This window comes from Paraburkholderia sp. J10-1, assembly GCF_905220165.1.
Classification (GTDB): Bacteria; Pseudomonadota; Gammaproteobacteria; order Burkholderiales; family Burkholderiaceae; genus Paraburkholderia.
On the sequence record NZ_CAJMYW010000010.1, the window covers coordinates 286,540 to 299,855 of the forward strand.

8 protein-coding genes and 1 pseudogene are annotated in these 13,316 nt (G+C 63.2%); 2 read left to right on the top strand and 7 right to left on the bottom strand.

Translation table 11 applies throughout. The features are described 5' to 3' along the window. Positions 1 to 28: 28 nt before the first annotated feature. Together U5A65_RS28415 and U5A65_RS41005 are read right to left on the bottom strand one after the other, a co-directional pair. On the bottom strand, positions 29 to 4,564 hold the full coding sequence (locus U5A65_RS28415; protein ID WP_415765773.1) for a YadA-like family protein: 4,536 nt from the start codon (positions 4,562 to 4,564) through the stop codon (positions 29 to 31). Positions 4,565 to 4,693: 129 nt separating this feature from the next. Then, positions 4,694 to 5,050: pseudogene (locus U5A65_RS41005) on the bottom strand (ESPR domain-containing protein); the annotation flags it as partial. A 583-nt stretch (positions 5,051 to 5,633) separates the two neighbouring features. On the opposite strand from U5A65_RS41005, the gene U5A65_RS28420 reads away from it, so the two are divergent. Continuing rightward, positions 5,634 to 5,789, top strand: a complete 156-nt coding sequence (locus U5A65_RS28420) for a hypothetical protein (RefSeq protein ID WP_321948584.1) — start codon at positions 5,634 to 5,636, stop codon at positions 5,787 to 5,789. Positions 5,790 to 6,248: 459 nt separating this feature from the next. Next, complete coding sequence (locus tag U5A65_RS28425) at positions 6,249 to 6,698, top strand: nuclear transport factor 2 family protein (protein WP_321948585.1); 450 nt, start codon at positions 6,249 to 6,251, stop codon at positions 6,696 to 6,698. A 46-nt stretch (positions 6,699 to 6,744) separates the two neighbouring features. Here U5A65_RS28425 and U5A65_RS28430 read toward each other — a convergent pair whose 3' ends face one another. From U5A65_RS28430 to leuS, 5 genes are all read right to left on the bottom strand, one after another. Continuing rightward, on the bottom strand, positions 6,745 to 7,167 hold the full coding sequence (locus tag U5A65_RS28430) for a CopD family protein (RefSeq protein WP_321917791.1): 423 nt from the start codon (positions 7,165 to 7,167) through the stop codon (positions 6,745 to 6,747). 63 nt (positions 7,168 to 7,230) lie between these two features. Continuing rightward, a complete protein-coding gene (locus U5A65_RS28435; RefSeq protein ID WP_321934510.1) occupies positions 7,231 to 8,502 on the bottom strand; it encodes a glutamate-5-semialdehyde dehydrogenase in 1,272 nt (423 codons plus the stop codon). Between the two features lie 197 nt (positions 8,503 to 8,699). Then, positions 8,700 to 9,896: a DNA polymerase III subunit delta gene (gene holA / locus U5A65_RS28440; RefSeq protein ID WP_321948586.1), complete on the bottom strand. Its 1,197-nt coding sequence runs from the start codon at positions 9,894 to 9,896 to the stop codon at positions 8,700 to 8,702. A gap of 43 nt (positions 9,897 to 9,939) precedes the next feature. After that, on the bottom strand, positions 9,940 to 10,503 hold the full coding sequence (gene lptE / locus U5A65_RS28445) for an LPS assembly lipoprotein LptE (protein WP_321917787.1): 564 nt from the start codon (positions 10,501 to 10,503) through the stop codon (positions 9,940 to 9,942). 75 nt (positions 10,504 to 10,578) lie between these two features. Then, positions 10,579 to 13,173, bottom strand: a complete 2,595-nt coding sequence (gene leuS, locus U5A65_RS28450; protein ID WP_321948587.1) for a leucine--tRNA ligase — start codon at positions 13,171 to 13,173, stop codon at positions 10,579 to 10,581. Positions 13,174 to 13,316: the final 143 nt, after the last annotated feature.

A 13,316-nucleotide genomic window follows, 5' to 3' on the forward strand; every position in this document is an offset into this window, starting at 1 on the left:
GCGCCGCAACCGGTTGAGCCTCAAACGCTTACCACTGGTACGACATACCGCCGCCGAAGGTGGCGCCGCCACTCGACCCGTAACCACCGCCGAGCTTCACCTTGAGGTTCTGGGTGATACGAGCCGATGCACCCAGCGCCACGGCCTGATAGCCCTGGAAGTTGGCCGTACCGACGCCAACTGCGATCGTCTTGCCCTGATCGACGTCCGGAATCATCGTCAGCGCCGTTGCCGCCGCTACGCCGCTGTACGCGGTGCGCGCCACCGAGTTGACGTTGCTCTGGAGCGCGTTCAAGCCGCTCTGGAGCTGACCCATGTTCGCAGCGTCGGTCGGGTTGACGCCATTCGCGACGTTGGTGATACGGCGTTCGTTGCCTTGCGAGCCCACGGACACGGTGTTGTCCTCGTCCGCCACCGAGTTCGCACCCAGCGCGACCGAGTTGCTGCCCGTGGCAGAAGCCTTGTCGCCAATCGCCGTCGAATTCGCACCCGAAGCAATCGCACCACCGCCCGCCGCGATCGAGTTCGTGCCTGTGGCCGAGGCCGCACCGCTCGTCGTGTTGGTCGACAGATACTCAGAACCGTTGACATTGATGTTCTGAATCTGCGTGGTCAGATTTGCGACGTCCTGGTTCGTTGCGTACAGCTGCGAACCGTTTACCGCGTCGAGACTATCGGCGCTCAACGTGCCATTGGCCACGTTGGTCAACGCGACGGCTGTCGTGGTGCCCGTGCCGCCCAGCGTGATCTTGTCGTGTGCAGAGGAGTCGTACTGGACGGCGTTTGCCACCTGGCCAGCGATGTTGGTCACCGTGTTCTCGATGTTCGTCACACGGCCGTCGAGGTTGGTGAGTGCCCCACCCACATTGTTGTAGGTGTTGCCGCCGATGTTGTACGTCGGCGCCGAGATCGAGCCATCCGTGTTCACCGTCGAACCACCGCCAAGGGAGCTGGCCGTGCTCGAGGCGAGGCCATAGAGCTGGCCGCCATTCACGGCGTCGGTGCTACTTGCCGAAACGGCGCCGGCCGCAAGGTTGTGAATCGCGACCGGCGTGGTCGAGCCAACGCCGCCGAGCGTGATCACAGTCTTCGACGTATCGTCGTACGCCACGAACGCGTTCGTCACGTTGCCCGACGTATCAATGTTCGCGCCCATCGCTTCAAGCTGTGCGACGTTCACCGCGTCGTTCGAGTCCACACCGTTCGCTACATTGTGCAGCACAACTGGCGCATGTCCCGAACCGCCGAACGTGACCGAGTTCATCGACGTGTCGTCGTATGCCACGAAGGCGTTGAGCAGGTTGCCCGATGCATCCGTCCTCGCGCCCAGTGCGTACAGTTGCGAACCGTTCACCGCATCAACGCTCGCAGCGCTCAACGCGCCGTTCGCCACGTTCGTCAGCGCCACCGGCGTGGTTGAACCTGCACCGCCCAGCGTGACCTTGCTCTTCGACGTGTCGTCATAGGCCACGAACGCATTCGTGATGTTGCCCGATGCGTCGGTCGTCGCGCCCAGTGCGTACAGTTGCGAACCGTTCACTGCATCAACGCTCGCAGCGCTCAACGCGCCGTTCGCCACGTTCGTCAGCGCCACCGGCGTGCCCGAATCCACACCACCCAGCGTGACCTTGCTCTTCGACGTGTCGTCATAGGCCACGAACGCATTCGTGATGTTGCCCGATGCGTCGGTCGTCGCGCCCAGTGCGTACAGCTGCGAACCATTCACTGCGTCAACGCTCGAGGCAGTCAAACCGCCGTTCGCCACGTTCGTCAGCGCCACCGGCACATGGTCCGGACCGCCCAGCGTCACCGAGTTGTGTGCGGTTGAGTCGTAGATCACGCCGTCCACGTTGCCGCTCACCGCCGCCGCCATGACCGCCTTCAGCGCATCGCCCACATTGTTGTAGGTGCGCTGGGAGAGAATGTAGTCCGGCGCGCTGATCGAGCCATCCGCGTTCACCTGCGTATTGCCACCCAGCGCGCTGGCCGTCGAACTGGCCAGACCGTAGAGCTGCGTGCCGTTCACCGCGTCGAGGCTCGACGCATTGACTGCACCCCCCTTGACATTATGGAGCGCCACCCCGGTGCTTGTACCGGCACCGCCCAGCGTGACCGAGCTCTTCGACGTGTCGTCGTAGGCCACGAACGCATTCGTGATGTTGCCCGATGCGTCGGTCGTCGCGCCCAGTGCGTACAGCTGTGAACCGTTCACCGCGTCAACACTCGCAGCGCTCAGCGCGCCATTCGCCACGTTCGTCAGCGTAACCGGCGTGGTCGAACCCGAACCGCCCAGCGTCACCTTGTCATGCGCCGGCGTGTCATACACCACGGCATCAGCGATCGTGCCGTTGATGCTCGTGATGTCGCCATAGAGCGCCGTGAACGTATCGCCCGCGTTGTAATAGGTCTTGCCGCCGATGTTGTATGTCGGCGCCGAGATCGAACCATCGCCATTTGCCGTGGAGCCGCCGCCCATCGCGTCTGCCGTCGAGCTCGCCAGGTTGTAAAGCTGCGTGCCGTTCACCGCGTCGAAGCTCGAGGCAGTCACCGCACCCGCTGCCACGTTCGTCAGGGCCACCGCCGTGCTCGAACCCACACCACCCAGCGTCACCGTGTTATGCGCCGACGAGTCGTACATCACCGCATCGGCCAGCTTGCCCTTAATGTTCGTGATGTCGCCAGCGATGTTCGTGACGTTGCCCGACAGGTTCGTCAGGTTCTGGTTCGTCGCGTTCAGCTGCGAACCGTTCACCGCGTCGAGGCTCGACGCGTTCAGCGCGCCGTTCGCCACGTTCGTCAGCGCCACCGCCGTGCTCGAACCCACACCACCCAGCGTCACCGTGTTGTGCGCCGACGAGTCGTACATCACTGCATCGGCCAGCTTGCCCTTAATGTCCGTTATGTCGCCAGCGATGTTCGTGACGTTGCCCGACAGGTTCGTCAGGTTCTGGTTCGTCGCGTACAGCTGCGAACCATTCACCGCGTCGAGGCTCGACGCGTTCAGCGCGCCGTTCGCCACGTTCGTCAGCGCAACCGCCGTGCTCGAATCCACACCACCCAGCGTCACCGTGTTATGCGCCGACGAGTCGTACATCACTGCATCGGCCAGCTTGCCCTTAATGTTCGTGATGTCGCCAGCGATGTTCGTGACGTTGCCCGACAGGTTCGTCAGGTTCTGGTTCGTCGCGTACAGCTGCGAACCATTCACCGCGTCAACGCTCGAGGCAGTCAAACCGCCGTTCGCCACGTTCGTCAGCGCCACCGGCACATGGTCCGGACCGCCCAGCGTCACCGAGTTGTGCGCGGTTGAGTCGTAGATCACGCCGTCCACGTTGCCGCTCACCGCCGCCGCCATGACCGCCTTCAGCGCATCGCCCACATTGTTGTAGGTGCGCTGGGAGAGAATGTAGTCCGGTGCGCTGATCGAGCCATCCGCGTTCACCTGCGTATTGCCACCCAGCGCGCTGGCCGTCGAACTGGCCAGACCGTAGAGCTGCGTGCCGTTCACCGCGTCGAGGCTCGACGCATTGACTGCACCCGCCTTGACATTATGGAGCGCCACCCCGGTGCTTGTACCGACACCGCCCAGCGTGACCGAGCTCTTCGACGTGTCGTCGTAGGCCACGAACGCATTCGTGATGTTGCCCGATGCGTCGGTCGTCGCGCCCAGTGCGTACAGCTGTGAACCGTTCACCGCGTCAACACTCGCAGCGCTCAGCGCGCCATTCGCCACGTTCGTCAGCGTAACCGGCGTGGTCGAACCCGCACCGCCCAGCGTCACCTTGTCATGCGCCGACGAGTCATACACCACGGCATCAGCGATCGTGCCGTTGATGCTCGTGATGTCGCCATAGAGCGCCGTGAACGTATCGCCCGCGTTGTAATAGGTCTTGCCGCCGATGTTGTATGTCGGCGCCGAGATCGAACCATCGCCATTTGCCGTGGAGCCGCCGCCCATCGCGTCTGCCGTCGAGCTCGCCAGGTTGTAAAGCTGCGTGCCGTTCACCGCGTCGAAGCTCGAGGCAGTCACCGCACCCGCTGCCACGTTCGTCAGCGTGACCGCCGCATTGCCCGAGCCGCCCAGCGTCACCGTGTTATGCGCCGACGAGTCGTACATCACTGCATCGGCCAGCTTGCTGTTGATGTTGGTGATCTGACCATTGATGGTCGTCACGTTGCCCTGCAAGTTCGTGATCTGACCGTTGATGGTAGTCACATTGCCGGCAAGGTTAGAGATCGAGGTCGTATTGGCCGAGACCTGCGTGTTCGTCGCGAAAAGCTCCGAGCCGTTCACCGCGTCCGTGCTCGAAGCCGACACGCTGCCCGCCGCCACGTTGGTGATTGTGCGCTCGGCTCCTGATGCGCCTACGCTCACCGTACCCGTTGGGCTCACCCCCTGGTACTGGTAGGTAACTCCGCCGATCACACCGCTCGATGTGCCAGCAACCGATCCCGTTGTCGCGCCGTTGCCCAACGCCACGGAGTTCGCAGTGCCGGCGACTGCGCTATCGCCAATCGCAATGGCGTTCGTACTCGAAGCCTGCGCAGAAAATCCGAGAGCCATTGCATTGGCGGCGCTGGCCAAGGAGCCGTAGCCCGATGCGATGGCGTGTACTGCGCCGTTAGCAACTTTAGCGCCAGGGCCCAGCGCCAACCCGAAGTCGGCAGAAGTGCCGACATATGCATCTGAGCCAAGCGCAAGAGATTTGACCGAAAGCGCGGAAGTGTTGACGCCCAACGCGACGGCATTGCCGCCACTGGCTATCGTGTGATAGTTCGTGCTGCCTGCGCCTATGGCGACGTCACCCGTCGACGTCGCGCTACTTCCGGTGCCGATGGATAATGCTGAAGCATTATTATTCGAGCCGATGTTGCCGCCATCGAGGGCAGACGCGACAGCTCCGAGTGATACGCCAGCAAGACCAAGCGCCGATGCGGCCCTCAGCGTCCGCACCGCAGACGCCTTCTTTTTACGTCCCGTGGCCATTTCCGGAGCGGCGACCCAAGTGCCGGTAGCCTCATTCCATATTGAACGGTAGATCTTATTCATATGTAATCCTAATCGATATGTCAAACACTAGAAACCGTAGCTGCGCTCAATCCCGGCTGAAGGCTTGTTCGAACTGACTCGAACGCGTTCGCGCTGGATGGCTTCCAGTGAAGCGCTGCCGGCGCACCGATGGCAGCGCTGCCTTGTTCGGGCCGTGGTCGCCGGCAGTGGTGATCGTATTCAGCCCACGCGTTCGGTCGCCGACCGCTGCTTGTTTGTGTCTAAAACCGGGAGGGGAGCGACTCACTGGCAGGTCACCTGCCCTCTCAGCCAGTGGGAGTTCCCTGCTGCCCCTGCCCACGAGCAGCAGCAATCATTTGAATTGCGGCCCGCGGTCGTGCTGACTCGTGCCAGACCAATCTATTCGACTTGTTCATTCCTCGCCCCCGATGATTGCCTTCAATTCGAAAAAACCGCTGCCCCTGCGAGATCAACGATTTACCTGGCTCATGCAGTTGCTCGCCGATTTTAGTGAATAATCAGAATTCCCTGACAAAGTCAGCAGAACGACATGCGATGATTGAGGCGACTATATGTGCTTGATTTCATGAGGGCCATAAGAGAACTCTTAAAGAACAATTTCATGCAAAATCAAGAAAAATGGCGCTCCCACAAAGGCATTTCCGGCGAGTATCGCGGCGGCAATCGGCATCGTTCATTCAAAAGTCAGCACATCGAAATCGCGGAAAAAAGCTTTAAGTTATTGCGATCAATCAAAAAATTAATTTCGATAAAATAAATAATATTACTCAATTAGTTAAAATAACTTACGTAACGCAAGAATAATTCCTACGTCACATTTTAATTATTGAAGACGGCAGTCATCCGCCTACAGAAAATGAGCCCCTCAGTTCGCCCCATATTCATGGCATATCCGAATACCCCTGAAAACATTGATTGGCGAAAACGGGTAAAACCCGGCTTCAAACCCAAGCCGTTGCGCAAAAACAACCCCGGATTTCCGCAGTGGTTTTGAGACTAGTCCTATATCCCATCGTCCGTCAGCAAAATAGAATTTGTGTGTCGGGAAACGCTGACTCCGGGCTTCCGCGTCAACGAGCCACACTGGCGTCGCACATGCGTCACCAAGTTCACGGTAGTCGCACGCTTTCATACCGGCCACGTGCTGGCTGCGCCCCTATCCGTTTCCCCAGCTGAGCGAGCCATCCGGCTTCGCGCTCACATACAAGGAAACGCCATGAAACGCCTCTTCATTCTCGCCGTCGTCGGCGCACTAACGTCGTCCGCTTTCGCCGCCGTGCCGGCTGCAAACAACCCCATTAGCGAACGCCTGCAGGTAGAACTCCTCGAACATCAATGGACGCAGGCCGCCGCAACCGGCGACGGCGCGGTTCTCAACGACCTGCTAGACGATAAGTTCTTCGAAGTATTGCCGGGCAACATCCGCCGCAGCAAACGTGACCTGCTGGCCGCCGCGTCAGTTGCCGCCGGCGGCTCGCAAGTGCTGGAGGATGTGCGCGTACGGGTGCTCGACAATGTCGCCGTGGTGACCGGCATCAACCGTTACACGCCAGCAACGGGTTACAAGGCTGTCGAGTATCGCTTCACGGACGTGTTCGTGAAGCGCGAGGATCAATGGCGCGTGGCGGCGGCACGCATGCGCCGTATGGATACTGGCAGCATTTGAGGCCGCCAGACGTGGAGGATTTGAAGAAGAGGACGGGAACGTTGTGTCAGAACGGCTTGATAACCGCCAGCGCCACCGCGGCAAGCATGCCAAGCACTGGCAGTTCGTTGAACATGCGATACCACTTGTCGGAGCGACGGTTCTCGCCACGCTCGAAGGTGCGCAGCAGGCGCCCACAGTACGCGTGATAGATGATGAGCAGCACGACCACGCCGACCTTCGCATGGATCCAGCCCTGCCCGCGTCCGATGCCCACAACGAGCCACAGCCACAGACCACATAGCAGGGCCGGCACAGCGATGAGCGTCATGAAGCGGTAGAGCTTGCGCGCCATGATGAGCAGGCGCTTGACGGCCGCGGGCTCCGTTTCCATCGCGAGATTCACGAAAATGCGCGGCAGATAGAACAGGCCCGCGAACCACGAGGCGATCAGTACGATATGAAACGTCTTGACCCAAAGCATCGACATTCTTTTTTCTTCTTGATGGTCAATTAAGGGGGAGACGGCGTGCCGCCTCGCCTGGGCTAACGGCTACTGGCGGCCCTCACCGTGGCCGAGCACAACGTACTTGAGCGACGTCAGGCCCTCGAGGCCCACTGGGCCGCGCGCATGCAGCTTGTCGTTCGAAATACCGATTTCCGCGCCAAGGCCGAATTCGAAGCCGTCGGCGAAGCGCGTCGACGCGTTCACCATCACGCTCGCCGAGTCCACTTCGCGCAGGAAGCGCATCGCGCGGTCATGATCCTCCGTGACAATGGCGTCGGTGTGGTGCGATCCGTAGTGATTGATGTGCTCGATCGCATCGTCGAGCGTATCGACCACCTTCACCGCCAGCACGGGCGCAAGGTACTCGGTGCGCCAGTCTTCTTCCGTAGCGTCCACGAGCGGACCCACGCCAGCGTCCGCGAGAATCGAGCGCGCCGCGGCATCCACGCGCAGTTCCACGTCCTTTTCGCGATAGAGGCGGCCAAGCGGCGGCAGCACGTCATGCGCAATGCCGCGCGCCACGAGCAGCGTCTCCATTGTGTTGCAGGTGCCGTAGCGGTGCGTCTTGGCGTTGTCGCACACGGTCAGCGCCTTTGCGAGGTCGGCGCGGTCGTCCACGTACACGTGGCAGATGCCGTCCAGGTGCTTGATCATCGGCACGCGCGCTTCGGCCATCAGGCGCTCGATCAGGCTCTTGCCGCCGCGCGGCACGATCACGTCCACGAATTCCGTCATGGTGATGAGCTTGCCCACCGCGGCGCGGTCCGCCGTTTCGACCACCTGGACCGCGTCCTGCGGCAGGCCCGCTGCCGCCAGCCCCTCGCCGATCAGCTTCGCGAGCGCCGTGTTGCACTCCAGCGCCTCGGAGCCGCCGCGCAGAATCGTGGCGTTGCCGGACTTCAGGCACAGCGCCGCGGCGTCGATCGTCACATTCGGACGCGATTCGTAGATGATGCCGATCACACCGAGCGGCACGCGCATCTGCCCCACCTGAATGCCGCTCGGGCGAAACTTGAGGTTGCCGATCTCGCCGATCGGGTCCGGCAGCGCCGCGACCTGGCGCAGACCTTCGATCATCGTCTTGAGCGCCTTGTCAGAGAGCGTGAGACGGTCGATGAAAGCGGCGTCGTGGCCCTTCTCCTTCGCTCGTGCGAGGTCGCGTGCATTCGCATCCTTCAGGTGCTGCGCGTCGCGCTCGATGGCTTGCGCCACCGCATCGAGCGCCGCGTTCTTCGCGGCCGTCGAGGCCCGTGCCATCGCGCGCGAAGCTTTGCGGGCGCGGCGGCCGAGGTCGGTCATGTACTGGTCGATATCCATGGTGTCTTTCGTCATGCGGCGCGTGAGGCACAGTCGGATTGCGCCGAGCGCGGTTCGATTCAAAGCGGTTCAGGCCGATTTTAAGGCCAGCCGCCAAGCTTTGCTGGACATGGCCGGGCGGCTCGGCATGCGCACCGGCCGCGCGGCAGGCATAGAGCAGGTGCCGAAGCGCCGGTTCGGGCAAGCCGTGGAGGGCTTTAGCCCGGCCGGCGCGACGGCCCTGCGGTGCGCGGTCGGGCCGCTGCCGCTGCGGCGGCTGCCGCAGCAGCCGGGCTGCGTGGCTGAGCGTCCGGCTGCGCGCGGCCTGGCGCCGCAGCGCTGCGCGCCGGCGCGCCGCCATCGCGAGGCGCGGCCACCGTCATCGCCAGTTCGAAGAGGCCGTCCCAGGCGTCGGGAGGCAAAGCGTTGCGCCAATCGGCACGCGATTGCCCCGAAAGGCCCTTCACCTGGCGGTCGAGCCGCGCCGCAAGCGCAAGTCCATGCTCCAGCGTCGCTTCGCTCAAGCGCGAAAGCGCCGGCCCGATAAGCCGCTCGCGCGGCCCCCACACGCGGTTCTCACGCAGCAGCATGGCGAGCGGCTTGCCGGCCGCCACGCCGCGCTTGATGCGCAGCAGCGTGCGGATTTCCTCGACCACGGCCCACAGCACCAGCACCGAAGCCTCACCCTCGCCCTGCAGCCCGTCGAGCATGCGCGCGAGGCGCCCGACATCGCCGGTCAGCATGGCTTCGTTGAGCTTGAATACGTCGTAGCGCGCGACGTTGAGCACGGCGTCGTGAATCTGCTCAAAGCTCAGCACGCCTTGCGGATATAGCAGCCCAAGTTTCTGGATTTCCTGATGCGCCGCCAGCAGATTGCCTTCCACGCGCTCCGCCACGAACTGCAGCGCGCGCCGGCCGTCCTCGCCTGGCGCAACGCGCTGGCCTTGCAGCGCGAGGCGCTGGCCGATCCAGTTCGGCAGCGCCGCGCGCTCGACCGGGTCGATCTTGATCGCCACACCGCTTTCCGAGAGCGCGGTGAACCAGGCGGACTTCTGCGTGGCCGCGTCGAGGCGTGGCAGCGTAACGAGCATCAGCACATCGGGATTCGCGGCCGCAGCGAGCGTCTTCAGTGCGTCCGCGCCTTCCTTGCCGGGCTTGCCCGACGGAATGCGCAACTCAACGAGTTGGCGATCGCCGAAGAGCGACATCGACTGGCTCGCGCCGAGGAGCGAACTCCAGTCGAAGCCGCGCTCGACGGTGAACACGGAGCGGTCGGTAAAGCCCGCCGCGCGCGCAGCCGCACGGATGCGGTCGCACGCCTCCTGGGCGAGCAGGTGTTCGTCGCCGTAGACGACGTACAGGCCGGCCAGTCCTCTCGCGAGGTGCGGTTCGAGTGCGTCGGGTCGCAGTTGCATGGCGCTCGGTCGAAGATCGCTCAGTAGAGGGAAACCGCGCGCATTACAGCGGCGGCGGCGGCAGCGGTGCGCGCGGCGCCACACCCGGCACGACCTGATCGGGCGTCGGGTTGATCGTTTTCAGCACGGCGAGGCGCCGCATGAGCTGATCGACGGCGTCGTTCTGCATGTCGGTGAACAGCAGGTCGGCTTCTTGCGTCTTGGCGGTCGAGAACTGATCGCTATACGTCATCGCGCGATTCAGCGCGATTGCGCTCGGCTGGATCAGCACGGAGCCGTCCGGCCTCGTCAGCGTGAAGTTGAGCGTGTAGTTGACCTGATATTCCACCACTGCGCCGACCGAATTGAGCGTGAGCGTGCTGAAGCTGCGCCCTTCGGAAACGTGCAGCACAGCGTCGGCGTTGGCCACCGAATCGACCACGACCGAATCGCTGCCGCCTTCGACCATACGCGAGAGGCGCCCGACGAACGGCGGCGGCGCGCCGACGACGGCGAGGCGCTTGAAGGCGAAGTTCTGCTCGCCGCGCAACTGGAAGCCGCAGGCCGAAAGGGCGAGCGCGCTGCCCGCCACGAGCGGGAACAACCTGAGGAACGATCTGCGAATCACATGGACTCCCTGGGTTCGCGACAGTGTCTGGGTGGCGGCGCAAGGCTGCGCCGCCAACGTGGCCTTGATTGGCGCTTAGACCACGACGTTCACGAGGCGGCCCGGCACGACGATGATCTTCTTCGGCGTACGGCCTTCCGCGAACTTGACGAACATCTCGTGCGCGAGTGCGGCGGCTTCGATCGCATCCTTCGGCGCGTCCTTGGCCACCGTCACGGCGCCGCGCACCTTGCCGTTCACCTGCAGCACGAGTTCGATCTCGGCCTGTTCCAGCGCCTTTTCGTCGACCTTCGGCCAGGGCGCGTCGAGCAGCGTGCCGTATTCGTCGCTGTAACCGAGCGCCTTCCAGAGTTCGAACGCGATGTGCGGCACGACCGGGTACAGCACGCGCAGCAGCACGCCAAAGGTTTCGCGCTGCACGCCCGCACCGGCGCCCTTGGCGCCGTCGATGGCGTTGAGCATCTTCATCGCCGCCGAAACGACCGTGTTGTACTGCAGGCGCTGATAGTCAAAGTCGGCCTGCTTGAGCACGCTATACACTTCGCGGCGCAGTGCCTTTTCGACGTCCGTGAGCGCCGCCGCGTCGAACGAGGCGCGCGACTGGATCGCGTCGGCGTTCGCGTGACCGAAGGCCCACACGCGGCGCAGGAAGCGGCTCGCGCCCTCCACGCCCGCGCCCGACCATTCGAGCTGCTGCTCGGGAGGCGCCGCGAACATCGTGAAAAGACGCGCCGTGTCTGCGCCGTACAGGTCGATCAGCACCTGCGGGTCGACGCCGTTGTTCTTCGACTTCGACATCTTCTCGACGCCGCCGAGCACCACGCTCTGGCCGTCGCTGTTGAGCGTCGCGCCAATCGGGCGGCCCTTGTCGTCGTGCGTGACCGTCACGTCGGCCGGGTTGTACCAGGTCTTCTTGCCCGCCGCGTCTTCGCGGTAGAACGTTTCGTTGAGCACCATGCCCTGCGTGAGCAGGTTCTTCGCCGGCTCGCCGAACTTCACGAGGCCGAGGTCACGCGAAACCTTCGCCCAGAAGCGCGAGTACAAGAGGTGAAGAATCGCGTGCTCGATGCCGCCGATGTACTGGTCCATCGGCATCCAGTAGTCGGTGCGCTCGTCGACCATGTTCACAGCGTCCGGCGCGGCGTAGCGGTAGAAGTACCACGACGAGTCGACGAACGTGTCCATCGTGTCGGTCTCGCGCTTCGCGTCGGCGCCGCACGTCGGGCACTTGCAGTTCAGGAACGCTTCGGACTTCGCGAGCGGGTTGCCCGTGCCGTCCGGCACGAGGTCTTCCGGCAGCACGACCGGCAGGTCCTTTTCCGGCACCGGCACGTCGCCGCAGCTCGGGCAATGGATGATCGGGATCGGCGTGCCCCAGTAGCGCTGGCGTGAAATGCCCCAGTCGCGCAAACGCCACGTGACCTGCTTGTCGCCGAGGTCGAGCGCCTTGAGGTCGGCAGCGACGGCGTCCACGGCCGCCGTGTAGGCAAGGCCGTCGTACTTGCCGCTGTACACACACACGGCGCGTTCCTTGTCGCCGTACCATTCCTGCCAGCCGTCGAGCGAGTACGTCTCGCCTTCCACCGCGATGACCTGCTTGATCGGCAGGTTGTACTTTTTCGCGAACGCAAAGTCGCGCTCGTCGTGGCCCGGCACACCCATCACGGCGCCTTCGCCATAAGTCATCAGCACGTAGTTGCCGATCCACACCGGCACTTGCTCGTGCGTGACCGGATGCGTGACGGTAAAGCCCGTGGGCACGCCCTTCTTTTCCATCGTCGCGACGTCGGCTTCCGCCACGCCGCCGCGCTTGCATTCGTCGATGAACGCCTGCAGCTCCGGCTTGCCTTGCGCCAGTCGCGTGGCGAGCGGGTGCTCGGCCGCGATCGCGGCAAAGGTCACGCCCATGATCGTGTCGGCGCGCGTGGTGAACACGCGCAGCAGCTTCTTCTCGCCGTCCAGCTCGTACGGGAAGCCGAAGTTCACGCCGAAGCTCTTGCCGATCCAGTTCTGCTGCATGATCTTGACGCGCTCGGGCCAGCCGAGGCCGTCGAGGTCGTTCAGCAGTTCATCTGCGTACTGCGTGATGCGCAGGTAATACATCGGGATTTCGCGCTTTTCCACGAGCGCGCCCGAGCGCCAGCCGCGCCCGTCGATCACCTGCTCGTTGGCGAGCACGGTCTGATCGACCGGGTCCCAGTTCACCGTGCCGGTCTTCTTGTAGGCGATGCCCTTTTCGAGCATCTTCAGGAAGAACCACTGGTTCCACTTGTAGTAGTCGGGCTTGCAGGTGGCGATTTCACGCGACCAGTCGATGGCGAGGCCCATCGACTGCATCTGGCCCTTCATGTACTCGATATTGTCGTACGTCCACTTGGCCGGCGGCACGCTGTTGGCCATCGCGGCGTTTTCGGCGGGCATGCCGAACGCGTCCCAGCCCATCGGCATCAACGTGTTGTAGCCGTTCATGCGCAGGTAACGGTACATCACGTCGTTGATCGTGTAGTTCCGCACGTGGCCCATGTGCAGTTTGCCCGACGGATACGGCAGCATCGAGACGCAGTAGAACTTGGGCTTGTCGGCCTTCTCGGCCGTCCGGTAAGCGTCGGTGGCGCGCCATTCGCCTTGCGCGGCGGATTCGACGTCGGAGGGAACGTATTTTTCGAGCATGGTGTGGGTGGTGAACGCTGGAAACGGGCGGTTTCGGTGCCGGATGCACCGGGCCGGCCGTTCACGATACCGGCAGATTGCGGCGGTTTCGCTGGGCCCGTTTTTAAAGGAAACGTTGATTATACCGTTGACTGGCGCGCGCT

Coding starts and splice junctions, on each gene's coding strand:
- U5A65_RS28415 (WP_415765773.1), bottom strand. CDS start 4,564: ATGGCTCTCGGATTTTCTGCGCAGGCTTCGAGTACGAACGCCATTGCG.
- U5A65_RS28420 (WP_321948584.1), top strand. CDS start 5,634: ATGCAAAATCAAGAAAAATGGCGCTCCCACAAAGGCATTTCCGGCGAG.
- U5A65_RS28425 (WP_321948585.1), top strand. CDS start 6,249: ATGAAACGCCTCTTCATTCTCGCCGTCGTCGGCGCACTAACGTCGTCC.
- U5A65_RS28430 (WP_321917791.1), bottom strand. CDS start 7,167: ATGTCGATGCTTTGGGTCAAGACGTTTCATATCGTACTGATCGCCTCG.
- U5A65_RS28435 (WP_321934510.1), bottom strand. CDS start 8,502: ATGGATATCGACCAGTACATGACCGACCTCGGCCGCCGCGCCCGCAAA.
- holA (WP_321948586.1), bottom strand. CDS start 9,896: ATGCAACTGCGACCCGACGCACTCGAACCGCACCTCGCGAGAGGACTG.
- leuS (WP_321948587.1), bottom strand. CDS start 13,173: ATGCTCGAAAAATACGTTCCCTCCGACGTCGAATCCGCCGCGCAAGGC.